Raw genomic sequence first — 26,495 nt, 5'->3', positions numbered from 1 at the left:
GACATTAATCAGACTTTTGTTCAAAAAATCTTTTAATAAAACATGACTCGGCTTTTTTTATTCTAGACGAATCTGCCACCTCATGAGCCATATTCACAAGATCATTTTTGGTCAAATCTGTGATGACGGCATCTTCTTTTTCAGACTCTAGAGAATATTCTATGTCGTTTAATACATCAATGTTGTCATCAAGTACTTTTATACAGTCATCAAGCAAACTGGCAAAATCATCCTTGTCTTCCAATATTTTCACAAATACAATTTACATTAATTAATTGATCTATGAGGCACAAAACATCAATGATACCCTTATTATAAAAGAAACACGAAAAGACACCAGTGAACCCAAAATCGTCCCAGAACAATATGCCTCGAAATGTAGTCATTTTAGCTACAATAGTGACAATACTTCTTGCAATGTTCAGACTGGTATTATTTCTGATACTTGTGTGGATAGCGGCAATAGTGTTCATCATAGTATACCAATACAGATCGACTAGAACATCCAAAGGCAATTTTGTTTGTCTAGATTGTGCTACATTACATCAAGATTCAGCATGTCCAAAATGCGGTTCAAGACTCAAGAAAATATATTCTCAAAGCGACAAGTACGGAATTTAAGATATTTCAAATACAAATATTACATATTTCTAATCGCTTAAATCACGATTAATCAGGTAGAAAACAATGACCAAAACATATGCGGTCATAGGAGACCCCATAGATCACTCATTTTCACCTGCGCTCCATAATGCAGCTTTTTTATTTCTAGGTCTTGATTGCACATACATTGCATATAGAATTCCAAAAGGAGAGCTAGAATATGGCGTAGAAGCACTGAAAAAAATCAACATAGCAGGATTCAATGTTACAATTCCCCACAAAGTTGACATGATGAAATTTCTTGATGATGTAGACAATGAATGCAAAGTGGTAGGTGCCACAAATACAGTGGTCAATGAAAATGACTGTTTAAAGGGTTACAATACAGATGTTGATGGGTTTCTAGATCCGATAAAAAAAAGAAACATTGATTCAAAAGGTTCTGATGTTTTGTTAATCGGTGCAGGGGGAGCTGCAAGAGCAATCATAGCCGGGTTTGGCAAAGAAAAAGCTCGTAGAATAACCATTGCAAACAGGACTCGTGAAAGGGCAGAAGAATTGGTCAAATTTGCTCAAGACATAGGACTTGAATCAGACTATCTTGATCTCCAGTCAGCAGGAGAAGTAGTCAACAGATACAGGTTTATAGTAAATGCCACGTCAGTTGGGCTGAAGGGAATCGGCTGTCCCATTTCTACTAGAAACATTGGCAAAGAGTCCATAGTGTACGATATTGTATATTTACCAGTAGAAACTCCTTTGATTGATCAGTCAAAGAATCAAGGTGCGACCATCATATATGGGTGGGAAATGCTTCTTGCTCAGGCAATGAAGTCATTTGAAATTTGGACTGGTAAACCTGCTCCATACCAAGCCATGAAATTAACCCTACTTGGGAGATTCTAGAGATGAGCAAAGTAAAAGCAAGTATGCATGGTGCAGTTTCAATTGTAAATGCCATTGCCACAGGCAAAGGCGCAACACTTGGCATATCACTAGGCATAGAAGCAATTGTAGAAACCCAGCCTGGAAAGGGAATAATATTTGAGAACAAGGAATCCAACCTTAGTTCACGTCTAATACGAAATGTTGTTGAAACATCAGTTCCAAAAGCAGAACTTGAAAAAAACAAGATAACAATTTTTGTCAAATCAGAAATTCCTTCAGGGTATGGACTGAAGAGTTCAAGTGCAATTTCATCGGTCATATCACTTGCATGCGCAAAGATATTCAGACCCAAAGCCGGAGATCTTGACATCCTAAGGGACGGAGTACATGCATCTATCAAATCCAAGGTAAGCATAACAGGTGCCTTTGACGATGCATGTGCATGCTACTTTGGAGGGTTTATGGTAACAGACAACTCTAACATGAAGATCATAAAATCAGAAAAGGCACCAGAAGATCTGACTGCAATAATTTTCATTCCCAAGTCTAGAAGACGAGGCAATGTGAAAAAGCTAAATATTCTAAGCGGTGTTTTTTCACAGGCATGGGATCTTGCCAACAAATCAGATTATTGGAATGCCATGATACTCAATGGCCTTGCAACATCAGCAATTCTAGGATCTGAACCAAATATTCTAACTGACTTGTTAGACAGCGGTGCTCTTGGGGCATCAGTGTCTGGTAATGGACCCTCAATAGCAGCAGTGGTAAAAAATGACAAGGTGCAGAGCATAAAGAGAGTGTTTTCATCCCAAGAAGGAAGCATTATTGTCTCACAAGTAAATAACAAAAAGGCTGAAGTTTATGAAATGTAAGGCTGACAAATCCATTTTATCAGGAACTATATCATGCCCTCCAAACAAGAGTTATTCCCATCGAGCTATTTTTCTTGCTGCACTTGCCAATGGAAAAAGTGTCCTAAGAAATGTCCTACTCTCAAGGGACACTCTTGCAACAGTCAATGCATGTAAAGCATTTGGAGCAAAAATAGAAATCGATGGTTCTACCGTAACGGTTGAGAGCACTGGGGAAATAATTCCACAAACTAGTCAAATCGACGCATCAAATTCAGGTACCACCATCAGAATTTCAACAGCAATTGCATCTCTTTCGAATAAAACCATTACACTTACTGGTGACGCCAGCTTGCAAAAAAGACCCATGCAGCCATTGTTAGATGCCCTCACACAACTTGGAGTAGAGTGCATGTCAACAGACGGTAAACCTCCTGTCACCATAAAAGGCAGATCAGAAGGAGGAAACACTCACATATCAGGTTCAATCTCAAGCCAGTTTATTTCTGCGCTCTTGATCTCAGGTACAAGAATGAAAAATGGTATCACGTTGGAAATAGACGGGGAACTTGTATCAAAGCCATATCTTGATTCCACCATTGCCACAATGAAAAAATTTGGTGTTACAGTCAATACCATATCACCATATAAAAAATACAACATACCAAGCCAAAAATATACGCCAGCAGACTTTGTAGTTCCTTCAGATTTCTCAAGCATGGCTCTCTTGCTTTCTGCGGCAGTACTATTAGGAGAAGACATGTCAATCAATGCATCTTTGGGAGATCTGCCACAGGGAGATCGTGAGATATTATCATATTTGGAAAGACTAGGAGTCAAGATAAACTTGGGAGAAAAAATAACTCTAGTTTCTCCAAAACTTCTCAATGGAGGAAGGTTTGACCTTTCAAACAATCCAGACCTGCTCCCACCAATGGCAATCCTTGCTCTAAAAACATCAAAACCGATTGAGATTTACAATGTAAAACATGCAAGATTCAAAGAAACAGACAGGATAGCAATTTTGGCAAAAGAGCTTGCAAAGATTGGAATTATTGTCACAGAGAAAGAGGATGGATTGATTTTAGATTCTCCAAAAGCCCTAAAGAGTGCGGAGCTAGAATCTTTAGATGATCATAGGCTCTTCATGGCTTTTTCCATAGCAGGCATGTTTGTTGGAAATTGCACTATAACTGATCCTGATTCTGTTGACGTCTCATATCCAACATTTGTAGAGGACATGAGAAAGATTGGTGCAAATCTTACAATTTGAATTTTCAAATCGTTCCATCCCAAAAGACAGTAATTCCTAGAAGGATTATAAGCACGTAAAAGAGAATTTCATCATGTCTTCAAGCAGTATAGGACAACGTTTTGTTTTTACAAGTTTTGGCGAAAGTCATGGTAAATGCATAGGTGCAACAGTAGATGGTTGTCCAGCAGGATTAGAAATTGGAGAAAGAGACATTCAAACCATGTTAGACTTACGCAAACCTGGTCAATCCATTATCACCACCCAGAGAAAAGAGGATGACAAGGTAGAAATTCTTTCAGGCACATACAAAGGACATACAACTGGAGCACCAATTACAATGATAATCTGGAACAAGGATCAACATTCAAAAGATTATGACAATCTTACTTTAAAACCAAGACCTGGGCATTCTGACTATCCAGCATTTGTAAAGTATAACGGATTCAATGATATTCGAGGAGGCGGTAGATTTTCAGGAAGACTGACAGCCACATTCGTAATGGCAGGGGCAATAGCAAGAAAATTGCTTTCAAAGACTTTGGGAATTGAAACTTTTTCATATACTTGCCAGGTAGGAAGTGTAAAAATGAAGGAGCATGCAACAATGAAGATGAAAAATTCTGTATATAGCAATGAAGTAAGATGTCCTGATCCAAAAATTGCATCCAAGATGCGCGAAACAATTCTTGCTGCAAGACGAAGAGGAGATTCTATAGGAGGCATCGTCGAATCATTAACAGTAAACTTGCCAGTAGGACTTGGTGAACCAATTTTTGGCTCACTAGAATCAGATCTGAGTAAGGCTCTTTTTTCAATTCCGGCCGTAAAAGGCGTGGAATTTGGTTCTGGTTTTCACGGTTCAACACTGCACGGCTCAGAGAACAATGATGAATTTTTAATTAAAAATGGAAAAATTCAAACTAAAACCAACAATGCCGGAGGCATACTAGGAGGCATATCAACAGGCATGCCAATTGTCTTGCGAGTGGCATTCAAACCAGCATCATCAATAGCAAAAAAACAGCAAACTATCGATCTTCATACAAAGAAATCTGTTTCCTTGGTAGTTCAGGGAAGACATGATCCATGCGTAGTTCCTCGTGCACCTCCGGTAGTGGATTCGCTAGTATCAGTTGTGCTTGCAGACCACGCAATCAGAGCAGGTTTTATTCCGCCAGTCATAAGATAGAAAATGTCAGACATCAACAAATTACGCGACAAAATAGACAGGATTACGTTTGATGTTATCAGATTACTCAAGGAAAGAAATGATGTAGCAAAAGAAATTGGGAATTTAAAAAATAATCTCGGCATCGGAGTTACAAACGAGGAGAGAGAAAACCAGTTACGTACAAGAGTGCTCGCATTATGCAGAGAGATAGGACTTGACGAAAAAACTGCAATGATGATGTTAAATTTCCTATTAAACGAGTCTGTCAAGATCCAGTCCGTAGACAAACCAACCCACATGGCAGTATTTTTAAAAGCAAAGAAATTGGAAAGCGAGGGGAAAAAAATAATACACATGGAAGTGGGGGAACCTGATTTTCTCCCGCCAGAAATTGTACACACCGCACTATCCGAAGTCTACTCCAAAGGATATACCAAATATGGAGATTCTAGAGGAATGTCAGATTTTAGGGACGCACTTGCAAAACATATCGTAAAAAAATTTGGTACCGCAACATCAGCTCAGAATATTCTTGTATCTCCAGGAGCACGTTTCTCGGTATTTCTTGCAATCTCTAGTCTACTAAACCCAGGAAATGAAATCATGATAATAGAGCCAGCATGGCCTGCATATAGAGACAATGCTCTCAATTCAGGAGTCAAGGTAAGGACAATACATACAACACTTGAAAGCAAGTGGGAGCCAAAGATAGAGGACATCAAAAATACCATAAATGAAAATACCAGAATGCTAGTTCTCAATTATCCAAACAATCCTACCGGTAAGATCCTTCCTATAAATTTACAGGACCAGATAATGGAATTGGTAATGAAAAATAACTTGTATGTGTTAAGCGACGAGATTTATTCATCATATGCAAACAAACCATGGAAAAGTATCCTTACTTATGGATACAATAAATCAATAGTAACACAATCATTTTCAAAATCACATGCCATGACGGGCTTTAGAATTGGCTATGCCATATCCAGTCCAGAGATAATAGACAAGATGTCAAAACTTCAGGCCCTTGCATTGACAAATGTTTCAGAACCCATTCAATATGTAGCCATGAAGGCATTAGAGGCAGATATAACCAACAATACTAGAACTATTAAAAACAGGTTAGAAATTATACTAAAAAAAGCGAAAACTATGAAGTTAGACTTTGTAGAGCCAGACGGGGCAATGTACTTGTTTGCCAAGGTAATACAAGAGAACTTTGATTCAATAGATTTTACAAACAGGCTTTTAGATAGGGGGGTGGCAATAGCTCCAGGAGAAGGATTTGGGAATTATCAAGGATTTGTCAGAATATCAGCCTGTCAGCCAGAAGATACACTTAATCAGGGAATGCAAATAATAGAGGAAGGGTTGAAAACAAGATAATGAAAAAAAAGATTGCCATAATCGGTGCAGAGGGCCAGATGGGAAAGTGGTTCTCAAAGTATTTTCTTGAGAAAGATTATGACATAATAGGATATGACTCTGAGAAAGAAATTTTGAACAAGTCAGTTACAAAGGCGCAGTCTCTTGTAGGAGCCATTCTAACGGCAGATTATGTTATTTTATGCATCCCGGTAAAACGTACACCTGAAACAATAAGACTAATTGCAAAAGAGATGAAACGCGACTCGTATTTAATAGACATCTCTTCTCTTAAAACAAAAACTGCAGCAGCCCTCTCCAAGATACCAGACAAGGTAAATCCAATATGCATCCACCCCATGTTTGGTCCGGGAACTAAAAAGCTAAAGGGTCAAAACATAATATCAATTCCAATTCGTGATGCGAAAAAAGAAATGGCTGTTACAAAGTCATTGTTTGAAGAAGCAAATTTTGTCCAGATAGATGCTACAGAGCATGATAAAAAAATAGCAATTGTACTTGGAATGCCACATCTAGTGAATTTGGCACTTGCTAACATATTTGCAAAGGAAGAGAATTTCACCCTAGTTGAAAAAATGGCCGGAACTACTTTCAAAGCCCAAAAACTTCTCACAACAGGAATCATGACAGAACCTCAAGAACTCATTGAAACAATAATCTCAAATCCTGAAATTCGAAGGTATGCAGAAGAGTTTTGGAAGGATATTGGCAGAATGCTTATTTTAATTCAAGAGAACAAGACTGAAGAAATGATAAAGTACATCTCAAGTGCAAAGGAGAGACTAGCAAAGAATGTTGATCTTGACGAAGCATACAAAAAACTTGTTACAATGGTAAGCGCTGTAGAAAAATAATTGAAATCTACAAAAATAGTGACATCCTTTTTGACACAGAACGAACAGTATTTGATTTTAAAGCGAAGTAACAAGGTAAGAACAATGAAAGATCTCTGGGCAGGCATAAGCGGCATCATAGAAGGCCACGAAGATCCTCTGTACAGAGCAAAAAAAGAGATACATGAAGAGACAGGCATTACTGAAAACCAAATTACTCTCATTCGTGCGGCATCTCAAATGAGAACAGATTCTCCCCAATACGAGAATCATGAGTGGTTGATTTTCCCATTTTTGTTTTCTGTAAAGGAACACAAGATAAAATTGAATTGGGAAAACTCTGAATATCAATGGGTAGCACCTTCAGATCTGGCAAAATTTCAAACAGTACCAAGTCTTGATAAAGTATTAGCTAGTTTGCTGTAACTTTTCTACTTCAGTTGTTGTAAACCGTTGTTGTGGAAGCATGATGTAAACACATGCACCGCCACACATAGTACATGGAACTGTATTTCCTTTTAGCTGCCCACTTCGTGCATGAATGCGAGATGCTTCTTCAGGATCAATTGATAATGCAATTTGTTTTTCCCAATTCAGAGTTCTTCTTGCCTCTGTCATTTCCATGTCCCACTTGATTGCTTTGTCCCGTAGCTTGACCAAGTCTCCGGCATGTGCTGCAATCCTATATGCAACAAGCCCCGCCTTGACCTCCTCTGCAGTAGGCAATGCAAGGTGCTCTGCAGGAGTAAGATAACACAATAGATCTACGCCTTCACTTGCAGAGATTGCTGCACCAATGGCACTTGCTATGTGATCGTGTCCAGACGCAACGTCTGTCACAAGAGGTCCCAGTACATAATATGGAACTTCTCCTATTAGAGACTTGGCTAATCGTACATTTGCTGCAACTTCGTTGAGCGGAACATGTCCAGGTCCCTCAACCATCACTTGAACATCTTTCTCATGTGCAATTTTAGTGAGTCGCGCTATGTTGATCATTTCCTGAACTTGGAGTTCATCGTGAGAGTCAAGGATAGAACCTGGCCTTAGTGCATCTCCCAAACTAAAAGTAACATCATATTTTCTTGCAATCTCAATAAGATAGTCAAAGTGTTCATAGTATGGATTTTCCTTATCATACTTTAGCATCCATGCAGCTGTGATAGTGCCTCCCTTGCTTACTATTCCAGCATGTCTTTTTACTGCAAGAATGCGTTTTGCTATATCCTTTGTTATTCCAGAATGAATTGTAGTATAGTCAACTCCATCTTTTACATTACGCTCAAATGCATTAAGAAAATCATCTTCTGTGATATCAAGAGGATTCTTGTGTTTTTCAACTCCATAATTGTACGCTTCATAAACAGGCACTGTTCCAAATGCTATTGGTGCAGCTTCCAACAGTCTCCTTCTAAACAATCCAACATCTCCTCCGTCACTTAGATCCATTATAGTATCAGCGTGATATTTTATTGCAATTTCGGCTTTCTTGACTTCCTCTTCAAGATTCTGATTCAGGGTAGAATTTCCAATGTTTACATTTACCTTGGTCTTCATTCCTTTTCCTATTCCAACCACTCTGATCTTTTGTGAGCGAAAATTGTTATGAGGTATAATAATAGAACCATTTGCAATTTTTGGTATAAGCCAGTCTAGTGTTACAGATTCATCGCGTGCAACCGCTTTCATTTCATCTGTAGCAACACCCCTTCTAGCGGCATTCATCTGAGTACTCAATTTACTATTTTTAGCTAGTAATTGGATTTAAACGTGAGTTTCTAAACCTAAGATCATGAACATTTTGTCCATTGCAGGCTCTGATCCTTCCTCAGGCGCAGGCATCCAGGGAGATATGAAGACATTTAGTGCTTTTGGGGCATATGGTACAAGTGTGATTACTGCAGTCACAAGTCAAAACACAAGAAAATTTTTCAACGTGGAACCGGTTGCACCATTTCTTGTAAAAAGCCAGATAAGATCAATTCTGGAAGACTTTAGAGTAGATGCAATAAAGATAGGAATGGTTTATGACAAACAGACAGTCAGAGCAATACACTCAGAACTTGAAAAAATTAAAATTCCAATAATTCTTGATCCCATATTCAAATCCACGACAGGCGGAGATCTTCAAACAGAAAACGCTTTTTCAGATTTCAAAAAATTGCTCATTCCTCTCTCATATGCAATCACTCCAAATATTCCAGAGGCTGAAAAGATTACAGGTCTGAAGATCAAGTCATTAAATGATATGAAAAATGCTGCAAAGAAGATTCAGAAAATAGGGGCAAAAAATGTGATAATAAAAGGAGGACACTTTTCTTTAGGATCCAAGGTTGTAGATGTTCTTCTAGATGACGAAAAATTTTACATTTTTTCTCATGATAGACTAAAATTTGAAAATCATGGGGGCGGATGTACTTTTTCAGCATCCCTATGTGTAAACATCGCAAGAGGAAAAAAATTACCAGAAGCAATAGATGCAGCACGTCTTTTCACGATAGAATCAATGAAAAAGGCCACACAGATTGGGAGAGGGCTTGCAATAACCAAACATGCAAAAGGTGATGATATTGAGAACCAGTTATCAAACGCAATATCAAAATTTTGTTCAATTGATTTCATATATGAACACATTCCAGAATGCCAGACAAATTTTGTATATTCAGTACCAAGTCCTCAGTCTCTAAATGATATACTGGGACTGGAAGGAAGAATTGTTAGAACCGGGAAACATGTAACTGTTGCCGGTCACCTCAAATATGAAGGCTCTAAACATGTTGCATCTGCAGTATTAGAAATGGCAAGAAAGTTTCCGGCCATTAGATCTGCACTGAACCTAAAGTATGACAAAAAAACAATAAAGAATGCAGTTTCAAAAGGGTTCCAAGTTTCATCGTATGACAGGGATACAGAACCAGCAAGAGCCAAGGTTAAGGAAGGTAGCACCATATCATGGGGCACCAAGGCAGCAATAAAGACTAGAAACACACCACCAGATATTGTATTTCACACTGGCGATTTTGGAAAAGAAGCAATGATCATAATTTTTGGAAAAAACCCGGAAGATGTTCTGAGAAAAACTTTGAAGATAACAAAGTCTTTTCATCCTTCAACATAAATACCAGAAATCCAGAATGCTTTACATGAAAGCAGTCATTTTAGCTGGAGGTCTTGGTACAAGGCTTCAACCATATACCATATTTCTTCCAAAAGCAATGCTTCCACTTGGAGAAAAGCCTCTTTTAGAGCACCTTATAGAATGGGTCAAGCAAGGAGGAGTGGATTCGTTTGTTCTGTGTGTTAGTTACCTAAGAAAAACAATCGAGGATTATTTTGAAGACGGTAGCAGGTTTGGCGTAAAAATAGAATATGCAGTTGCAAACAGACCCCTTGCCACAGCAGGTCAACTAAAGACTGCGGAGGAGTTCATTGATGATAGTTTTGTTTGCCTGTATGGTGATTCCATATTTGATTTCAATTTGAAGGGCATGATAGAAAATCACCGCAGGAAGAAATCATTTGTTACCATGGGGTTGTCTGAATACAAGACCAAATTACAATACGGATTCATAGAAATGGACAAGGCCAACAGGGTGAATGCATGGCGTGAGAAACCAGAGGTTAAAGGAAATATCAATATTGGTTGCTATGTAATGGAACCTGGCATATTCAAGTTCATACCTCCAAACAAGCCATATGGCATGGATGATGTGATACGTAGTGCAATAGCCAAGAAAAACAAGGTAAACGGGTACCTCATAAAGAGCGGTTTTCTGGACATTGGAGACAAGGCTTCATACAGAAGGGCTTATCAGCAATACATTACACGGCTAGGTCGGATTTAGACTAGAAATCATGTCATCCATCAAGATACGCAAATTACAAAAAAAAGATATCTTCAATGGATTTTTACTTTCTCTTGATTCTCTTAGAAAATCAAGCCAAATAAAGCCAAATAAAGCCAATGCAATTTTTGACAAGATTGCAAAAAATTCACATCAGGTCATATATGTTGCAGTAGACAATTCGGAGATAATAGGTTCTGCAAGTATTTTGATCGAGCAAAAGTTCATTCATGGTGGAGGCAAGGTGGGCCACATTGAAGACGTGGCCGTGAGAAAAGAATTTCAGGGAAAAGGGGTTGGCAATCAAATAGTTGTCGCACTTTTAAAATATGCTCAAAAACAAGGATGTTATAAAACAATTCTTGATTGTACAGACGAGTTGATTCCATTTTATGAAAAGATTGGATTTAAGAGACACTCAAATTCAATGCGGTTTGATCATCTATCAAAAAAGTAATCTCTCTTAGGCACAGGTTTCAATCTGAACAACAATGCACCTATGACAATCACTGGAATAGAAGATATTGTAAATATTATAGGGGAGAGAGTTAATTCCGGTACAATATATGCCGGTATGATTTTTGGTATCAGGGTACTAACATAAGACATTCCAACAATAGTAACTACTCCACCAGCTATGATCAAAGAGCCAACCAGTCTTGAACCATATTTTCGTGCAAGCATAAAAGATGATCCTGCAAGAACAAGTGCTGGAGCTATACTGATAGAAATGAATTCCTTCATTTCAGAGGATGGGTCAATGTCATAAGCTGGATGTACAAGATAGACACTAATTGATATCATTTGAGCTACAAACATCACAAACAAGCCAAGACTTGCAATTGCTATCCATTTTTCAACTGCCACAACAACTCATTTAGCAGTTCAATAAATAAACCAAATGATTGGCCCTAAACTATTCCAACAAGATTTGCAAGCTCTTTTCTGCACGCTGAACCAAGCTCTTCTGCAGCTTTTTCAGGAGTCACCTTATTGAGAAACACGCCATATCCCCTCTCAAGTCCAGACCAAGGATCAGCTTGTGGATAAACTTCAATGTGCCAATGAATCTGCCTGTTGTTCTTCTTTTCCGGTGAAAGATGAAATACCATATTGTATGACAGGTTTTTCATTGTATTTCCAAGCCCACCCAAGGTAGCGCGCAAAATTAGAGACAGATCGTTTATCTCTTTTTGAGTTATCTTGGAAAAACTTGTTATGTGTTTTTTTGGATAAATCCAAAATTCATATGGATGAGATGGGGCCCATGGACAAAAAGCAAGAAAGCCTTCAGTCTGGAGTATTTGTCTTGGTCCACCAGTTTCAGTACCAACAGTTTGGCACATTGGGCATATTCCTTTTTCATTTAGTATTTTGTGTGCAGCCTCTGCCTCTAGTTCTATAACAGGCGGTATAGTTGAAAATGTTACAATATTCAGATGTGCATGAGTTGTAGAGCCGCCTGCTTCTTTTCCATGGTCTACATAGATTGAAACATATGTCACTCCACGCTGTGTGTATAACCACCTAAGTCTATCTTGGATTACCACAAGCACGTTGGACCATTGTTCAGTCGATATACTTGCCAGAGAATCTTTGTGTTTTTCCGAAGCAACTACAACATAATGATATCCATAAGCTGGTTCGCTGTAAAGCGGTCTATCGCTATAGGAATTTTCTGATGTGGTGGTGACAATAGGATTTTTACTTTCAAATACTCTAACTGACCAATTCTGAACATAGTTATCTTCTGTATCCTGCAGCCTCTGCAACATTCCATCTTTTGCCACAAGAGAAAGTGTAGACGGGTTAGTCATGGATTCATTTCCTGGGCAATATGGACATTTTTTTGAATCAACTATAGGTTGTGGATCAGGAGATGTGATCACAAAGCGATCAATAGAATAATCCTTCCTTAAATCCCCCATACCTGCTAGATTTTGGATCTAGCAATTTAAAACCTTTGCAAAGATCGGAAATATACCACATGTGGTATCATTTTAACACGTATCGCCCCATGATGTCATTTTGATAAAAATTAAAACTTAAATTGGAAGATCAGGCCGATGAAGTTGTCTCATGTCAACAGAATCATTAAAACGAGATCATGCCTTGATTGAAAAAGTGCTAAAGTCAATGTGGTCAACCATACCATTACTCAAGTCTGGAAAGACCATACCAGAGCCAATTCTGAATCAAGTAATTGACTTCTCATTGAATTTCACTGATGTTTGTCATCATGGAAAAGAAGAAAATTCCCTCTTTCCAAAACTTGAAAAGAAGGGAATGCCGCGAAATTCAGGACCAATTGCAGTCATGCTAATGGAGCACGAGGTTACACGAAAGATAGCAGCCAGAATGGAAATATCTTCAAAGACATACCTGAAAAACGGTGATGCTGCCCAGTTGATAGTAGACATGCAAGAATACATCAATCATGTAGTACAACACATATGGAAAGAAAATAACAGACTATTTGAAATGGCAGAGATGGCCCTTAGAAATGATGTAGAACAAGTAAGCAAGAGCCTTCAAGATGTGGAAGATGCAAAACTCATGGAAATAGGCAAGAAAAGAGAAGATTATGAGAGATTTGCAGAAGAGATTGCAAAACAATTTCCACCTCAAGAATAGAGTTATCAAAAAATACCAAAGGATTTTTCTAGTATACATTTCTGAGAAAAATATGAAATTTTCAAGGCATCAAATAGCAAGTTTTTACATACAAGAAAGGATGTTCCAGTCTTGACTATAAAGACGGGCGATAAGGTCAGAATAGAGTATATTGGCACCTTGGAGGATGGAACGGTCTTTGATAGTTCTACAGAACATGAAAATCCTCTAGAGTTTGAGGTGGGCAGTGACCAAGTGATAAAGGGATTCGATGATGCAACACTTGGAATGAAAGAAGGTGAGGAAAAGCAATTCAGTATTGATCCTGCCGATGCATATGGAGAACATGACCCAACCTTGATTCAGAAGATACCAAGAGAAGTATTTCCTCAAGATGTCAAACTTGTTCCGGGACTATTGTTTGAGGCAGGACTTCCCACAGGAGAAAAAGTACCTGCCACAATAACCGAAGTGCAAGAAGAAATTATATCAGTAGACTTGAATCATCCTCTTGCAGGAAAAAAACTTAATTTCAAGATCAAAGTGTCAATCATAACGTCTTCCTAGTTTTTTATCATCCAATACCATAGCATCATCTTAGAAAAATTAATTGTCTTTGCACAATTAAATAATTTTAAAATTTAGATCGCTTGAAAAATCAAGGTTTATGTGTGATATCAAAAAACTCAGTCGTGTAGACGAAAATGGACAATTCGGATATACACATGATATATGTTCTTCTTGACGGCATAGGAGATTTGCCGCATCCAGATCTTAAGGGTTTCACACCACTAGGTTATGCAAAAACTCCCAATCTTGACAAACTTGCAAGAAATGGAGCTATAGGAGAAGTTATTTCAGTTGGCAAAGGCATAGCTCCCCAATCAGACATTGCAGTTTTCAATATGTTAGGATATAGATTTGAGAACACACAGTATGTTGGAAGGGGAGTTATCGAGGCGATTGGGATAGGCATTGATTTTAAAAGTGGTGACCTTGCGCTGCGGGGAAACTTTGCCACTGTAAATGATGAGAGAATAATTACAGATAGAAGAGCGGGAAGAAATATTGAGAAAGAAGATGCTGTTGCAGTTGCTCACGAAATAGAAACAAAGATCAAGTTTTCAAATCCAAAAGCATCAGTTGTAGTGGCTCCAACAGTTGGACATAGAGTAATTGTAAGAATAAGATGTGATGGCATGTTTCTCACACCTGAGATAAGTAACACGGATCCGGCTTATGCAAGAATAGGTGGCATGGGGGTTGCTAAAGCAGTAGGTGACTATATGAAGATAGAAAAATCATTGCCATTAAACGAATCTGATGGTGCCAAGCTTTCGGCATCATTTGTAAATGAGTTTACAGACAAGTCTCTTCAAATCATGAAAGACAGTATTGTGAATAAGAACAGAAGAGATCATGGAAAGAAAATGCTAAATTCCATATTATTACGCGATGCAGGAAATGAGTTTCCAAATGTGATTCCAATAAATGAACTACACCAAATGCAGTTTTCTTGCATAGTTGACATGCCAGTAGAAATTGGAATTGCAAATGTATTGAAGATGAAGTCATTTAGTGCTGGCGGCCTCACGGATTATGAAGAAAAAGCGCGTGTTGCAGCCAAGGCAATGGAGACACAGAATGCAATCTATGTACACATCAAGGGACCAGATGAATTCGGTCACGATGGAGATGCAGTCGGCAAGATGCAGAATATAGAAGAGATAGACCGCCGATTTTTTGGGACATTACTTGCCAATATTGACACATCAAAAGTTGCAGTCGTGATATCAGGAGATCATTCCACACCATGTATAAACAAAAGTCACAGTGATGATCCAGTTCCAGTTTTGGTCTCAGGTGATTTTATCAAAAAGGATGGAACTACAAGGTTTACAGAAGATCAGGCAAAGAAAGGTAAAATAGGCCTGCTCACGGGAGCAGATGTCATCAAGACCGCAGTAAAGATGATCAAATCATAAATGGTCCCATAGACTTTGAAGATATCATCATTGCCACGGTTTCCTGAAACTTGTCTACATTGATACCATGATATGTTCCAGAGACATTAGAAAATTTTTCCATGGCTCTGTTCATGATTGACAGACATATGTCATTTTCATATTTCTCATAGTGAACTAGTGCAGCTGCAACAAGAATTATTCCTTGAACAAGATCTTTTTCTCCCTCATGTGTGTTTTTCCAGACACCTTCAAGAACTTCATGACATTCCCAGTATCGCTCATCATTAAAATACTGTCTTGCTATTCTTATGGCATCTTCTTTTTCAATTTTTTCCTCTACAACAGGTTTAGCATCATAAAGGGAACCTATTGTCTTGAATTTTTCCACAACCAAATCCAACTCTTCTTTTTGTACAGACACATCAAACTCTAGATATTTGGTTGAAACCCTCATATCTCTTACAATTATATTCATTTCCGAAGTTAACTGATCAGCTTTTGCAAGTAGTGATTTAGCATCAGCTGGAACATAACCCGAGTTTTTCAGGTGAACCATAAACCTGTCCACGAATTTTTTACATATTGATTTCTTAAATTGTTATCTAGAAGTGGTTAAGATTTATATGAACTATTAAAAGGACTTGGAATACATGTCAATGATTGAAGTTACACGAGATGTAAAGAATCCCTTACTGTCAAGAAGAGAGATTACATGTAATTTCAAAGGCCTTTCTGGTAGACTCAAAAAACTAGAGGCAGTAGACATGATTTCAAAAAAATTCAACCTAGAAGGAAAGATTGTAGTACCAATATTATTGAAAAATGAAACTGGAAGACCAGTGATATCTGGAAGTTTCTATGTGTACGAGGATGAAAAACTTGCCAAGGAGCATCTAAAGGCCGCAGTCTTTGCAAGAATTGAAAAAGCAAAAGGTGCAGCTGCAAAAGCAGAAGGAGAGGCTCCTTCAGACCAAGCTGAAGTAAAGGAAGAGAGCAAGTAATGGCAGGTAAGAAAGGTTCCAGCCCATCAGTGTACAAGTATTACAAAGTTTCTGGTGACAAAGCAGAGAGAACAAAGAAAGAATGTTCAAGGTGTGGCAAGGGCGTATTCATGTCAAACCATAAAGACAGACGAAGTTGTGGCAAATGTGGCTTGACTGAATTTAACCAGTAATTAGTATAGTTTCTTCTTTTGAAGACGAAAAGTTTTTTGTTCTATTTGATCTAATTTGTGTAAAAAGATTGGATCAATCGTAGTGTTTGCAATCACAGATGCCGGGATCTTGGCAATGTTGGTGTCCATTGTTATGTTTGTGGTAGGAAGATTCTTTTCTATCCAGAGTTTCATCACCTTATCTTCTAGTTTATAGTCCCTAAATCCCTCTGGAAATTTTTTAGTGATGTGTAGCAGCAAGGTTTTGTCATCAAAGACTGCTTTTGGTTCAGAGAGCCTGGTAGAATCCGAATAGCTGCTTTCAAAAAGATTACCGCTTAGCTCATCTGAAACAATGTCCATCTTGGATATTTTTCTCATTAGTTCCAAATAGTGTAAAAATTCATGTGCCAGAATAGCATGGATTGTGCCCTTTAGACCATATGCAACAAGTGGTGCTGTAATTTGTATTATGATGTTCAATTTATCGTTAGAAACAACAGGGATTGTTCTTGCAAATAATATTCCATAATCAAAAGAGCCTACAGAGGGGTGAGATACAACTGCAGATGGTTCCACATATGCAAGCGGAAAATTGATTCCTGATGCTTTTTCTATTCTTTGGATTCCAGACAAAGCTACTCTGAATCTTTTTATTATTAAAGCATGGACCTGGTCAGGAATTAATCCATTTTTATGGGCATCGTGCACCCTAAGTAAAGGATCCAATCCAACAAGATTGAATTTGACGATAATAAAAGTTTGACATAAAAAGATAGATTTCAAATAGTTCTGTAGTAATCAAGAGATTCGATCAGAATTGTCACAATTACTCTAAAAATTCAGTCACTAGACACTATTTTATGAAAATCAAATGTTATGCACTTGCACCCATTTTCAAGTAGCATGCTTATGTTTGGTTCCACATTGTTTCCAGTTACAAGCCTCTTTAGAGGAATTCCGCCATCCAATGTCATCATGACTGTAAATGATTTTGTATCCATTTTTTTTATTTTAACATCGTAGATTCTTTTTTGATTCTGCCATGGTAGATTTTCGCTTATTGCAATAGGCATGTCTTTTAGACATTTCAACACATTCAATGCCTCCAGTGTCAGATCTTTTTCAGTTGTTATCTCTAGCATGACCTCTGTCTTGAATTTTATTTGTTCAGTAGGAATCTTTGAAACAACATGTAAATTGAGAACAGAGATATTTCCGAGATTTACCTTTTTTGGTATTGTGACTCTTCTTTTGTGCGGGTTTATCACCTTGACAAAAAACGGCCTCCCATTTCCGAGAACAAGACTGGATTGATCTTCACTTCCTATCCAAGTTATTTTGGCTTGTTGTGCACCAAATTTTTCAAACAGAAACTTGGCAATATGGCCTTCAACACTATTAAATTCTGATATTCCATGAAAGTCACAAGCAAAACACCCCTTTCCATCACACCTGTTGCAAGACACTTGTTTTTGTGGAATTCCTCTTGCTTCTTTTGTATATCTTCCCTGCAGAAACAATGCTTTTGGTTTTATATCACATTGGTCTTTTTTAAAATCAATTGTAATTACAATGTCAGGATTTTGATAATCAACTCTACTCCTAGTTTTTTTGCCAAATTGTTTTCCCATCTCTCTTGTGACATCACTTTTAATTCCGGCAATACCGCGAAGTTTAAACTTGGAGCGTACAATGTCATCCCTGTCTAAAATAGAAGGCTTTAGAATTGCGCCTATGAGAAATGTAGAAAACTCGTATTCCTTTGACATGTCAAGAATTTTGTTTAAGAATGTGCCAAGCTCTGGCATTAAATTCTTGCAGAGATAACATGATTTTGGTTTATTTTGTTTTGTTATTTTTCTGATTTTTTTTCCAAGATTTTTGTGTGAGACTAACCGTAATTTACTTGCAAACATTCTTCCAAGACAATAGTCGCAGAGACTATATTCTCGCAAGATTTGCCTAGTCTCTTCAATTACCACATCCATCTTGGTTTTTTTCAACAGTGCATCAAGTAAGCAAATAAGGTGTTTTAATCTTAATTATGCCAAGCTACCAAGGATATAACCTTCTGGAAGATTCTTTTTCTGAAACACTGATGGCCTTTGTTGGACATGTTTGTGCAGCATCTAGAATTTTCTCAGAATTTGCTCCGCATTCATTAATTACCTTAGATTTTGGATTTACCTTTACATTTTTCTCCACCCTAAATACTGATGGTGCAATTGTTTCACAGCTACAACATGCTATACATTTGCCAGGATCAACATTTACAGAAACGGCGATGTCATTTTCAACCTGTATTGGCTCAGTTCCAGTTTTTGTCTCAGATCTTACTTTTTCATAATAATCCCAGAAAGTTTTTTCATATCGTGTCCAGAAATTCTGATATTCACTTTCAGCATATCCGGTATACCTAGTCCAATCTTCATTTGGTGGCCTATCGGATTTTTTTGCACCCCACGAATTTTTTCCAGAATTGAAACCAGATTTTTTCTTCAAATCTTTATCAGCGTATTTTGCAGAAGACTTTGCCATACTGTTCTTGTATTCTGCACGAAGTGTTTGATATGCTTCAGTTATTACCTTGAATTTTATGCTTTCTTGATCTGAAGAATTCTTATCTGGGTGATATTGCAATGCTAACTTTCTATAGGCTGATTTTACATCCCTGATTGAGACTCCATCCTGGAGACCCAGCGCCTGATAACACTGATAGGTGTTCAACAAGATGTTTTAGAATATACAATCCAAGATATTTAGACGCATCTCAAGAAATTACTAGCCCAATCCCATCTTTCTGAGCATGCCTTGCATCTGACGCCCTTTGGAAGCTTTCATCATGGTTTTTGAATTTTTGTACGCCTTTAGTAGTTCTTTTACTTCGTGTTCTGGCCATCCAGAACCTCTTGCTATTCTTTTCACTCTCGATGCATTTATCAAATCAGGATCAGATTTTTCATCCTTTGTCATAGACTGGATTATGTAGCGCCATTTTTCCATGCGCTGTTCTTGCTGTTCAACTTGATCTTCTTTTACCATTCCAGAAAAACCAGGCATGTTTTCCAAGATGTTACGCAATCCTCCGGCCTTTGTTGCTTCCTCAATTTGAAAATAGAAATCTTCCATATTCATTTTGCCGTGTGAAATTCTCTTTAGTCGATCTTCATTGCCTTCGGTCTCTAGTCTTTTTGCCATGTCAAGTAATGCTTGAATATCACCCATGCCAAGCATTCGTCCTACAAATCTAGTAGGAGAAAATTTTTCAAGATCGTCAATTCTTTCACCTGTTCCGATGTACATTATTTGTGCTCCAGTAGCAGCCGCAGCTGCAAGGGCGCCTCCACCTTTTGCGCTGCTATCCAGTTTTGTTATTATGATGCCTCCTACCGGAACGGTCTTGTGAAATGCCTCTGCTTGACCATAACACTGTTGTCCAATGGTACCATCAATTATCAGCAATGCAAGATCAGGATTTGCTACAGCACCAATTCTGGTCATTTCCTCAAGAAGATCTTTTTCTTCCTTGTGTCTTCCTGCTGTATCTATTAGAATAATATCAAAATTTTGTCCCTCAAAATGCTTTAGGCCGTTCTTTACTATTTCAGGTGAGTCCTTGTTTCCTTCCTCACCATACACCTCTACATTTGTTTTCTCACACATTGTTTTAAGTTGTGTAAGTGCACCAGGTCTATACGTATCAGCACCAACAACTGCAACTCTATACCCTTGTCTAGTCAAAAGTTTTGCAAGCTTTGAAGTTACAGTGGTCTTTCCACTACCCTGAATTCCAAGCATTAGAACCTTGTTTACCCTACCAGGTTGGAATACATATTGTTCTTCAGTACCAAGCAGTTTTGAAAGCTCTTCATACAGAATCTTTACAATATGATCTTTTCTGGAAAGCCCTGGCGGAGGAGTCTCCTTAATAGATCTCTCCTCAAGATTTTTTGTTATTTGAAAGACAAGTTTTACATTTACATCTGATTGTAACAGTGCCCTTTGGATGTCTTTTGAGAGTTCCCTAATTAGACCTTCATCAACTGCAGAAGAGTTTACTATTTTCTTTAGTGCAGCTCTAAGACCAGTCTTTAAGCCATCTAGCATTACTTGTCTAAAACGGCCTCGGTTATTTCAAATCTTCCTCTATAGCCATCCCAGATCTTGTTTGCTTTCACGATTTTGATTGGAGAGTAGAACAATGGGCAGTCAATTACAAAGGTTTCAGCCTCACCACCCTCAAATGCCAAGTTAAAGCCATATTTGGCAGATAATTTTACAAGTTGTTCCACATCATCTTTGATTATTTCTCTTCCCAACCATGTTTGATCGAGTCCTGCAGAGGTCACACTTGTCACAATGAATTTGAATTTAGATTCTAGCAATTCTTGCAGATAATTTTTTTGATCAAGATGCCACAGTGGTGATATTATTTTTAGATCTAGACTATTGCCAATTCTGTCAAAACGTATTCGTTGATAATCACTAAACAGTCCACCATGAACAATTCCATCTATTCCAAAATCCTTTTTTGCCTTATCCAATAGATTTTGCAATTCCTTGAGTTCAACTTCGGGATCAGTTGTATCAGTTTGCGCCACAATTTGCGGCAATCTCATTGCTTGAGCCTGCAATGATGTAAATCCCATGTTAGGATAATGTAGTAGATAGCTTTCTGCAGATGGTGGAAATATGGAAACAAGGCATTTAACATCATGGCCCTCCCTCTCGGCCTTGTAGATAGCACAAGTACTGTCCTTTCCGCCTGAAAAAAGAGATGCCAGTTTCAATTCAAATTCACGCCACATCTAATCAATTAATTTTTTTCCAGTTCGTTTACATGTTTTAGACAGTCTTTACACAGAGAGATATTATCCTTCAGCGTTGTCTCCACATTAGACGCCAGACAAACATGACACATTCCTTTCATATATCAACCATATATGCCTGTATCGTATAACTAATTCTACTGTGTGAAAAGCCTGGATGCTTCAATACTCATAATCTTCATCATAAGGTCAGTTGGCTTTTCTAGTCATCATCAGCATCCGAATTAACTTTTGATTCTTACTATAATAGTTCTATCCATGACTTTCCAGTATTCAACATCTACGCCTTGCAAAACTTTTTCTTTGATTTCATCTTCAATTTGTTGTGCGTCAAAGACTTCAAATGTCTCAGCATCCATGATTTGAACACTGGTAGGAGTTTTTGAAATTATAGACCCCACTCGTTTATCAATGAGAGGAACTTGAACTTGTGCGCTTACAGGTGAGACATGTGAGTATTTTTTCTTGTCAAATATTCCCACTCCTACAATTCTTGCTTTTGCGGCACCATGTTTTCCTGGTTTACTTGTATCATATTCAACTATTTTACACGGTTCCTCATTTGGACCACTTACTGGAAGTAATATGTAGGAACCAATTTTTAATGCACCAAGCTCGGATGGCTTACTCATCACCAAAACAGAATTTAGCAGAGTATATAACTTTTCTACTATTAGATTTGCAATTTGATCTCTTGAAAAGAATTTCCCAAGAGATCTATTTCAGTCTCTCAATTACTGACAGATTAAGAAGACTAGTCATTCCAATTCCTTTTCTTTGCACTTCTTTTCTTGTCTTCTCGCAATACTTGTGATCAGCTTGATGTTTATTGTCGCTTGTAACTTCAAGAACTATGAGATTTCCCTCATATGGAAAAGTGAACTTTTGAATCTGACTGGTGGATAATTTAAGATTTCCAAGCTCTGCTCTTCTCACTCTATTACGTTTTGCCACAATGAAACTAAGATCTGATAGATCAGACATGGTATCTCCATGTTCAAGATAATATATTGAAACTAGGTTGAGACTATCTCCAGTCATTCGCTCAAACAATTCGTCATTTTGTGTAAATACAAATGTTGGAGTGGCGAGATTACATTTTTCAACTTCACTCATTACCTGGGAACGATTCTTGAATCTAGCAAGAAGATATGTGTTAGAATGTGATGGAAAGTATGCACGACCATCTTCAGAAAATGTAGCTGTTACAAAATACATGTCATTGATAAAAGAAGACTTCTGAAAACTGTTTCTTAGCGTGGTGAAATCATTGTTTTGTAAATATGGCACGCATACATATCCACCTTCAGATGTAGCCCCCGACACAGTATCGAGACTTTCTTTCCTGTTTATATGTAATTTGATCAATCAAAAATTTAGCATTTGGCTCGAAAATTTTTTAAAAAAATTGAATTATCGATAGTTATTTAATACGAAAAAACTGCGTGAGAAACAGTCCCACGCTAGCTCAGCCTGGTAGAGCTTCCGGCTGTAGTGGTTGGCCAGCGGCTAACCGTCATTCAGCCTATCAGGCTTACAGAAACCGGGTTGTCGCAGGTTCAAATCCTGCGCGTGGGACCATCATCATAAACTTCAAAAAGTCAGTTACCAGATACAAGTCATGTCAGATAATAAAAATTGGTCTACACTGGATGAGGTTGATCAAAAAATAATTAACATTCTTAACAAAAATGCAAGGACACCCTCAAAAGAAATTGCAATCGAGCTGAGAAATTCAGGAGTGGATGTATCAGATAGGACTATTCGAAAAAGAATTGAAAGGTTAGAGAAAAATGGAATCATAAAAGGTTACAAGGCAGTATTGAGTGGAATCTCCTCAAATGATCAGTTCGAGGCGTTGTTTCTCAAACTCAAAATAACAAGATCCATGGAAAATACAACCGAGGCGATAAAAAACTACATCAAGACTTTACCAAATTATCTTTTTATTGCCACCGTAGATGGAGATTGGAACATGATCACAGTATTACGAATAGAAGGAACTGAAAAAAATCCATCTGCAAGAATAGTAGAAAAGTTCTCTGATCAAATAATAGATTACAAGATGGGCGGAATTCAGATAAAGGATGTAAATCTTCTCAACATGTCCATGTTGTTGCTTACGTGATTTCAGACAACTTGGTTGTATCCAATGCATTTTTCAATTCATTTATCGAAAATGGTTTTTGGACAAATGCGGTGGAGCCAAAACCAATAGTTTTCCTAACACGCGGTGTTGATTTTTCATCAGCAGTTATCAGTATGATAGACATGTCAGGTTTTGATTCAAGAAGAGTTTTTGCTATCACGTCTCCTTTTACGTCCGGCAAGTCCATGTCAAGCAATACAATCGGATTTTGTTTGGATTTGACAAGTTTTGTTATGAGAGCAAGTGCAGACTTGCCATCATCGACTGTTTGTATGTCAGAGTATCCCAATTGCCGCAGAAAACTTGTTAGTCTTAACAGAATTGCAGGACTGTCATCAACTAATATAATTGGCCTTTTCTCTTCAACTAGTTTATTAGCATATTTCTGAGCATCTTCAAATGCCTTTCTGGCATCATCATAACGACCTATTCTAAGAAAACATCTAGCTGCACACTGGTATGCATAGTTTGAATTATTTTTATCATTTTTTGCCAGTTTCAAATAGAACTCGGCTGCTTCGTTAAGCTCGTCTTTTCTTTCCTTTCCTTGTCTTGATTTACATTCAGATGCGAGTATGAGATACAGTCCCGCCCTGTAGTTGTTGTTTTTCATTTCCTCGTGGGCAAGATCCATGAACATATTGTGAGCTGTGATATTTTGATCGTTTTTTAGATATGTACAGGCCAGATCAAATCTCTCTAGATCTTCTTCCATTATCATCACTATACAAGATTGAGTATAATATGTGATTTGTGTAAAGAGGAAAACTCTTGACTTGAACTAGGAAAAGAGTAGATAATACACATATTATAAACAAAAATGGAAGAATAACAGAGTGAGTAAGGAAAATCCCGGTGTAGGCATTTCACAACCCCCTGTAAATATACTGTTTAGCCCACTAGATGTCTCTAAGAAAGACGTGTGGAGTATCGACGTAGTACGCATTCTAGAGATTTTGATTAAAATTCTCAGCCAGACAGATAAAAAAGATCTTCGAGTTGCCGGAATTGCGGCATTGTCTTCTGCAATGATACATAGAATGAAAGTTGAGAGCATCTTTGCACTGCAAAAGGCAGCTATGGAGAAAAAACCCCTTACTCAGAGAGAAAATGTTGACATAGAAGTAATAGACATGCCATACAGGCACGAATCCACATATCCAGTAACATTAGATGAACTGTTATCAGTTCTTGAAAACCTTATTGGCACAATAGCAAACCCACGTTCAAGCAGAAGACAACTAGAATTTGAACCAGTTCAGGCCCCCAATTTTGACGATTATTTCATCTCTCTTGAGAAAATAATAGGTCAGTATGAAGAGCTAATAATTAACAAGATAAGGACTACAGGCTTTGGTTCCTTTAATAACATAGTATCAGAACTTGAGCTCATTGATGTAATCAGATGTTTCTTTGCCATTTTATTTTTGGCACGAGACATGAGAGTCGATCTTGAACAGACAGAAGATGACATCATAGTATCGCTGATAAAATAGAAATTTACAATCAGATCAACACTAAGTAGGAATTTCATTTAAGTATGCTCCAACCTACCATGTTGTAAATGGGCAAGATAGAAGACGATGATGTAATGGCAAGATTAGAGGCAGCATTATATTCAGCAGGAAGACCATTGACCATAGAAGAATTAATCAAGGCATCAGGAACAGAATCTAGGACCAAGACTTTGGCCCTAATGACAAATCTTGTCAAAAAAACAAAAACGGTATTCAAGGCAATCGAGGTTGCAAGTTTGCCAGACGGGTCATATGTATTTCAGCTAAAGCCAGAGTTTAACACAGTAATTAGAAAATATGCCTCAAAACCACTTTTGCCCACAGCCACTCTCAAGACATTATCATATATTGCATACATGCAACCTGTTTCTTCAAAGAGACTAGTGGAAGTAAGAGGATCAGGAGTGTACATGCATCTAAAATTATTACAGCAATTAGACTATATCGAACATCAAAATGTTGGCAGGTTAAAGATATACAACACTACAGAAAAGTTCCAAAAGTATTTCGGCATACAGGGAGACAAGGATATTCTCAAGCAGAAACTCTTTACAAAAGTAAGAAGCTCTAGTCAAGCCATACAACAGCAAACACCCGAAGCATCCACGGAACCATTGACCCAGACAAGTCAATAACCAGTCCAAAAATAGCAACCCAAGCTGTAAATGGTATAAATTAGAGATACTTTATCGAGTCAACATGAAGAAATCTGTGGAAAATCTTGCAACAAGTAAGATTACAGGTGGTAGAAGATATCCTCTCAGATCAAGACGAAAATACGAGATAGACAGATATTCTGTAGAGGCAGTGCCAGGAGAACAAGTGACCATAACTCGTAAGACCAGAGGAGGGAATCAAAAAACATCCTTAAAGACAACAAATGTGGTCAACTTGACAGTCCCAGGCTCCAAAGTTAAAAAACTAAAGATTCTCAAGGTGTTAAAAAATCCATCAAATAAAGATTATGAGAGACGTGGAGTAATTTCAAAAGGTGCAATTTTAGAAACAGAGGCAGGTCAATGCAGGGTAATTTCAAGACCTGGTCAAGACGGCGTAGTAAATGCAATCTTGATAAAGTGATAAGATGAAGGATTACGAACATGTCGTAATCTGGCTCGACTATTTCAATAAGACCATTACAAAGAAAATGGGTAGAAAAGTTTCTCGTGAAAAGAGCATTTTTGACCCATCGTTAAGTGAGTTGATTGTAGCTGCCAAGGCTTCAGGATTGGAACCAACCGAGACAAATGATCAGGTAAGGTTTCCAAGACGGCCGTATGTAAGGTCTGGCTACATAACACTTGCAAAGACCAAGCCAAAATCCAAAATGATTTCTGCGATTTCTGAAAAACTAGTTTCAAAAAGAGCCAAACAGTCCAAGTAAATACCCATTATAGCTTGCAGCTAAAGTAATGTTGACAGAACC

Annotated in this window: 34 protein-coding genes and 1 tRNA gene; 22 read left to right on the top strand and 13 right to left on the bottom strand. The window is 37.8% G+C overall.

From position 1 onward, the window contains the following. Nucleotides 1-4: 4 nt before the first annotated feature. Complete coding sequence (locus BQ3481_RS00630) at nucleotides 5-244, bottom strand: hypothetical protein (protein WP_157926486.1); 240 nt, start codon at nucleotides 242-244, stop codon at nucleotides 5-7. A gap of 95 nt (nucleotides 245-339) precedes the next feature. On the opposite strand from BQ3481_RS00630, the gene BQ3481_RS00625 reads away from it, so the two are divergent. The 8 genes from BQ3481_RS00625 (at nucleotide 340) to BQ3481_RS00590 (ending at nucleotide 7,419) form a co-directional block, all read left to right on the top strand. Beyond that, the gene (locus BQ3481_RS00625) at nucleotides 340-621 is read left to right on the top strand and encodes a hypothetical protein (RefSeq protein WP_157926485.1); all 282 of its coding nucleotides are present in this window, start codon (nucleotides 340-342) and stop codon (nucleotides 619-621) included. Nucleotides 622-687: 66 nt separating this feature from the next. Further along, the gene (aroE, locus tag BQ3481_RS00620) at nucleotides 688-1,509 is read left to right on the top strand and encodes a shikimate dehydrogenase (protein WP_157926484.1); all 822 of its coding nucleotides are present in this window, start codon (nucleotides 688-690) and stop codon (nucleotides 1,507-1,509) included. 2 nt (nucleotides 1,510-1,511) lie between these two features. Then, a complete protein-coding gene (locus tag BQ3481_RS00615; protein ID WP_157926483.1) occupies nucleotides 1,512-2,366 on the top strand; it encodes a shikimate kinase in 855 nt (284 codons plus the stop codon). Continuing rightward, entirely contained in the window at nucleotides 2,356-3,618 is a 1,263-nt protein-coding gene (gene aroA, locus BQ3481_RS00610; RefSeq protein ID WP_157926482.1) for a 3-phosphoshikimate 1-carboxyvinyltransferase, read from the top strand. Before BQ3481_RS00615 ends, aroA begins: the two co-directional genes overlap by 11 nt. 73 nt (nucleotides 3,619-3,691) lie before the next feature. Then, nucleotides 3,692-4,789, top strand: a complete 1,098-nt coding sequence (gene aroC / locus BQ3481_RS00605) for a chorismate synthase (protein WP_173848057.1) — start codon at nucleotides 3,692-3,694, stop codon at nucleotides 4,787-4,789. Nucleotides 4,790-4,792: 3 nt separating this feature from the next. Beyond that, nucleotides 4,793-6,160, top strand: a complete 1,368-nt coding sequence (locus BQ3481_RS00600; RefSeq protein ID WP_173848055.1) for an aminotransferase class I/II-fold pyridoxal phosphate-dependent enzyme — start codon at nucleotides 4,793-4,795, stop codon at nucleotides 6,158-6,160. Beyond that, the gene (locus BQ3481_RS00595) at nucleotides 6,160-7,014 is read left to right on the top strand and encodes a prephenate dehydrogenase/arogenate dehydrogenase family protein (RefSeq protein WP_157926481.1); all 855 of its coding nucleotides are present in this window, start codon (nucleotides 6,160-6,162) and stop codon (nucleotides 7,012-7,014) included. The genes BQ3481_RS00600 and BQ3481_RS00595 overlap by 1 nt, the downstream gene beginning before the upstream one ends. Then, nucleotides 7,015-7,419: an NUDIX domain-containing protein gene (locus tag BQ3481_RS00590; RefSeq protein ID WP_157926480.1), complete on the top strand. Its 405-nt coding sequence runs from the start codon at nucleotides 7,015-7,017 to the stop codon at nucleotides 7,417-7,419. Here BQ3481_RS00590 and thiC read toward each other — a convergent pair. Continuing rightward, nucleotides 7,402-8,730, bottom strand: a complete 1,329-nt coding sequence (gene thiC, locus BQ3481_RS00585; protein WP_157926479.1) for a phosphomethylpyrimidine synthase ThiC — start codon at nucleotides 8,728-8,730, stop codon at nucleotides 7,402-7,404. The genes BQ3481_RS00590 and thiC overlap by 18 nt on opposite strands. Nucleotides 8,731-8,785: 55 nt before the next feature. On the opposite strand from thiC, the gene thiD reads away from it, so the two are divergent. Genes thiD through BQ3481_RS00570 form a run of 3 tightly spaced genes read left to right on the top strand, consistent with a single transcriptional unit; the run spans nucleotide 8,786 to nucleotide 11,295 of the window. Next, nucleotides 8,786-10,111, top strand: a complete 1,326-nt coding sequence (gene thiD, locus BQ3481_RS00580) for a bifunctional hydroxymethylpyrimidine kinase/phosphomethylpyrimidine kinase (protein ID WP_157926478.1) — start codon at nucleotides 8,786-8,788, stop codon at nucleotides 10,109-10,111. A gap of 25 nt (nucleotides 10,112-10,136) precedes the next feature. Beyond that, nucleotides 10,137-10,838 carry a nucleotidyltransferase family protein gene (locus BQ3481_RS00575; protein WP_157926477.1) on the top strand — a complete coding sequence of 234 codons (702 nt, stop codon included), beginning with the start codon at nucleotides 10,137-10,139 and terminating at the stop codon, nucleotides 10,836-10,838. A 10-nt stretch (nucleotides 10,839-10,848) separates the two neighbouring features. Then, nucleotides 10,849-11,295: a GNAT family N-acetyltransferase gene (locus BQ3481_RS00570; RefSeq protein WP_157926476.1), complete on the top strand. Its 447-nt coding sequence runs from the start codon at nucleotides 10,849-10,851 to the stop codon at nucleotides 11,293-11,295. Here the strand turns inward: BQ3481_RS00570 and BQ3481_RS00565 are convergent. After that, nucleotides 11,277-11,705 (bottom strand): hypothetical protein, encoded by a 429-nt coding sequence (locus BQ3481_RS00565; protein ID WP_157926475.1) that lies wholly within the window; start codon nucleotides 11,703-11,705, stop codon nucleotides 11,277-11,279. The two genes, BQ3481_RS00570 and BQ3481_RS00565, sit on opposite strands and share 19 nt — an antisense overlap. A 44-nt stretch (nucleotides 11,706-11,749) precedes the next feature. Further along, a complete protein-coding gene (locus tag BQ3481_RS00560; protein ID WP_157926474.1) occupies nucleotides 11,750-12,766 on the bottom strand; it encodes a galactose-1-phosphate uridylyltransferase in 1,017 nt (338 codons plus the stop codon). Nucleotides 12,767-12,917: 151 nt separating this feature from the next. On the opposite strand from BQ3481_RS00560, the gene BQ3481_RS00555 reads away from it, so the two are divergent. The 3 genes from BQ3481_RS00555 (at nucleotide 12,918) to BQ3481_RS00545 (ending at nucleotide 15,436) form a co-directional block, all read left to right on the top strand. Further along, the gene (locus BQ3481_RS00555; RefSeq protein ID WP_157926473.1) at nucleotides 12,918-13,472 is read left to right on the top strand and encodes a hemerythrin domain-containing protein; all 555 of its coding nucleotides are present in this window, start codon (nucleotides 12,918-12,920) and stop codon (nucleotides 13,470-13,472) included. Between the two features lie 111 nt (nucleotides 13,473-13,583). Then, on the top strand, nucleotides 13,584-14,018 hold the full coding sequence (locus BQ3481_RS00550) for an FKBP-type peptidyl-prolyl cis-trans isomerase (protein ID WP_157926472.1): 435 nt from the start codon (nucleotides 13,584-13,586) through the stop codon (nucleotides 14,016-14,018). A 137-nt stretch (nucleotides 14,019-14,155) separates the two neighbouring features. After that, nucleotides 14,156-15,436 carry an alkaline phosphatase family protein gene (locus tag BQ3481_RS00545; RefSeq protein WP_231911815.1) on the top strand — a complete coding sequence of 427 codons (1,281 nt, stop codon included), beginning with the start codon at nucleotides 14,156-14,158 and terminating at the stop codon, nucleotides 15,434-15,436. Here BQ3481_RS00545 and BQ3481_RS00540 read toward each other — a convergent pair. Next, on the bottom strand, nucleotides 15,426-15,974 hold the full coding sequence (locus tag BQ3481_RS00540; protein WP_231911814.1) for a DUF309 domain-containing protein: 549 nt from the start codon (nucleotides 15,972-15,974) through the stop codon (nucleotides 15,426-15,428). The two genes, BQ3481_RS00545 and BQ3481_RS00540, sit on opposite strands and share 11 nt — an antisense overlap. A gap of 94 nt (nucleotides 15,975-16,068) precedes the next feature. Between BQ3481_RS00540 and BQ3481_RS00535 the strand changes: the two genes are divergently transcribed. Continuing rightward, nucleotides 16,069-16,419 (top strand): eS24 family ribosomal protein, encoded by a 351-nt coding sequence (locus BQ3481_RS00535; protein ID WP_157926471.1) that lies wholly within the window; start codon nucleotides 16,069-16,071, stop codon nucleotides 16,417-16,419. After that, a complete protein-coding gene (locus BQ3481_RS00530; RefSeq protein WP_157926470.1) occupies nucleotides 16,419-16,592 on the top strand; it encodes a 30S ribosomal protein S27ae in 174 nt (57 codons plus the stop codon). Before BQ3481_RS00535 ends, BQ3481_RS00530 begins: the two co-directional genes overlap by 1 nt. On the opposite strand, the gene BQ3481_RS00525 is transcribed toward BQ3481_RS00530, so the two are convergent. From BQ3481_RS00525 to BQ3481_RS00495, 7 genes are all read right to left on the bottom strand, one after another. Further along, nucleotides 16,593-17,300 carry a hypothetical protein gene (locus BQ3481_RS00525; RefSeq protein WP_157926469.1) on the bottom strand — a complete coding sequence of 236 codons (708 nt, stop codon included), beginning with the start codon at nucleotides 17,298-17,300 and terminating at the stop codon, nucleotides 16,593-16,595. 113 nt (nucleotides 17,301-17,413) lie between these two features. After that, nucleotides 17,414-18,577: a tRNA pseudouridine(54/55) synthase Pus10 gene (locus tag BQ3481_RS00520; RefSeq protein ID WP_231911813.1), complete on the bottom strand. Its 1,164-nt coding sequence runs from the start codon at nucleotides 18,575-18,577 to the stop codon at nucleotides 17,414-17,416. A gap of 49 nt (nucleotides 18,578-18,626) precedes the next feature. Then, nucleotides 18,627-19,301, bottom strand: coding sequence for a J domain-containing protein (locus BQ3481_RS00515; protein ID WP_162287720.1), 675 nt, complete (start codon nucleotides 19,299-19,301; stop codon nucleotides 18,627-18,629). A 54-nt stretch (nucleotides 19,302-19,355) separates the two neighbouring features. Continuing rightward, a complete protein-coding gene (locus BQ3481_RS00510; RefSeq protein WP_157926467.1) occupies nucleotides 19,356-20,681 on the bottom strand; it encodes a signal recognition particle receptor subunit alpha in 1,326 nt (441 codons plus the stop codon). Then, on the bottom strand, nucleotides 20,681-21,364 hold the full coding sequence (locus tag BQ3481_RS00505; RefSeq protein ID WP_157926466.1) for a diphthine--ammonia ligase: 684 nt from the start codon (nucleotides 21,362-21,364) through the stop codon (nucleotides 20,681-20,683). The genes BQ3481_RS00510 and BQ3481_RS00505 overlap by 1 nt, the downstream gene beginning before the upstream one ends. Before the next feature lie 263 nt (nucleotides 21,365-21,627). Next, on the bottom strand, nucleotides 21,628-22,035 hold the full coding sequence (locus BQ3481_RS00500; protein WP_157926465.1) for a translation initiation factor IF-5A: 408 nt from the start codon (nucleotides 22,033-22,035) through the stop codon (nucleotides 21,628-21,630). Nucleotides 22,036-22,120: 85 nt separating this feature from the next. Then, nucleotides 22,121-22,693 carry a hypothetical protein gene (locus tag BQ3481_RS00495; protein WP_157926464.1) on the bottom strand — a complete coding sequence of 191 codons (573 nt, stop codon included), beginning with the start codon at nucleotides 22,691-22,693 and terminating at the stop codon, nucleotides 22,121-22,123. 167 nt (nucleotides 22,694-22,860) lie between these two features. On the opposite strand from BQ3481_RS00495, the gene BQ3481_RS00490 reads away from it, so the two are divergent. Together BQ3481_RS00490 and BQ3481_RS00485 are read left to right on the top strand one after the other, a co-directional pair. Beyond that, nucleotides 22,861-22,984 (top strand) — tRNA-Tyr (locus BQ3481_RS00490). A 40-nt stretch (nucleotides 22,985-23,024) separates the two neighbouring features. Next, entirely contained in the window at nucleotides 23,025-23,531 is a 507-nt protein-coding gene (locus tag BQ3481_RS00485; RefSeq protein ID WP_157926463.1) for an Lrp/AsnC family transcriptional regulator, read from the top strand. On the opposite strand, the gene BQ3481_RS00480 is transcribed toward BQ3481_RS00485, so the two are convergent. Beyond that, entirely contained in the window at nucleotides 23,524-24,267 is a 744-nt protein-coding gene (locus BQ3481_RS00480) for a response regulator (protein ID WP_157926462.1), read from the bottom strand. The two genes, BQ3481_RS00485 and BQ3481_RS00480, sit on opposite strands and share 8 nt — an antisense overlap. A gap of 121 nt (nucleotides 24,268-24,388) precedes the next feature. On the opposite strand from BQ3481_RS00480, the gene BQ3481_RS00475 reads away from it, so the two are divergent. The 4 genes from BQ3481_RS00475 (at nucleotide 24,389) to BQ3481_RS00460 (ending at nucleotide 26,453) form a co-directional block, all read left to right on the top strand. Next, nucleotides 24,389-25,048, top strand: coding sequence for a chromosome segregation protein ScpA (locus BQ3481_RS00475; protein ID WP_157926461.1), 660 nt, complete (start codon nucleotides 24,389-24,391; stop codon nucleotides 25,046-25,048). Between the two features lie 68 nt (nucleotides 25,049-25,116). Next, complete coding sequence (gene scpB, locus BQ3481_RS00470) at nucleotides 25,117-25,704, top strand: SMC-Scp complex subunit ScpB (protein ID WP_157926460.1); 588 nt, start codon at nucleotides 25,117-25,119, stop codon at nucleotides 25,702-25,704. Between the two features lie 64 nt (nucleotides 25,705-25,768). Next, complete coding sequence (locus BQ3481_RS00465) at nucleotides 25,769-26,149, top strand: 30S ribosomal protein S8e (RefSeq protein ID WP_157926459.1); 381 nt, start codon at nucleotides 25,769-25,771, stop codon at nucleotides 26,147-26,149. Nucleotides 26,150-26,153: 4 nt separating this feature from the next. After that, nucleotides 26,154-26,453, top strand: a complete 300-nt coding sequence (locus BQ3481_RS00460) for a signal recognition particle subunit SRP19/SEC65 family protein (protein ID WP_157926458.1) — start codon at nucleotides 26,154-26,156, stop codon at nucleotides 26,451-26,453. Nucleotides 26,454-26,495 lie beyond the last annotated feature (42 nt).

The organism is Candidatus Nitrosotalea okcheonensis, assembly GCF_900177045.1.
GTDB lineage: Archaea > Thermoproteota > Nitrososphaeria > Nitrososphaerales > Nitrosopumilaceae > Nitrosotalea > Nitrosotalea okcheonensis.
The sequence above is the reverse complement of the archived record's forward strand: the minus strand, read 5'-3'. Positions and strand labels throughout refer to the sequence as shown.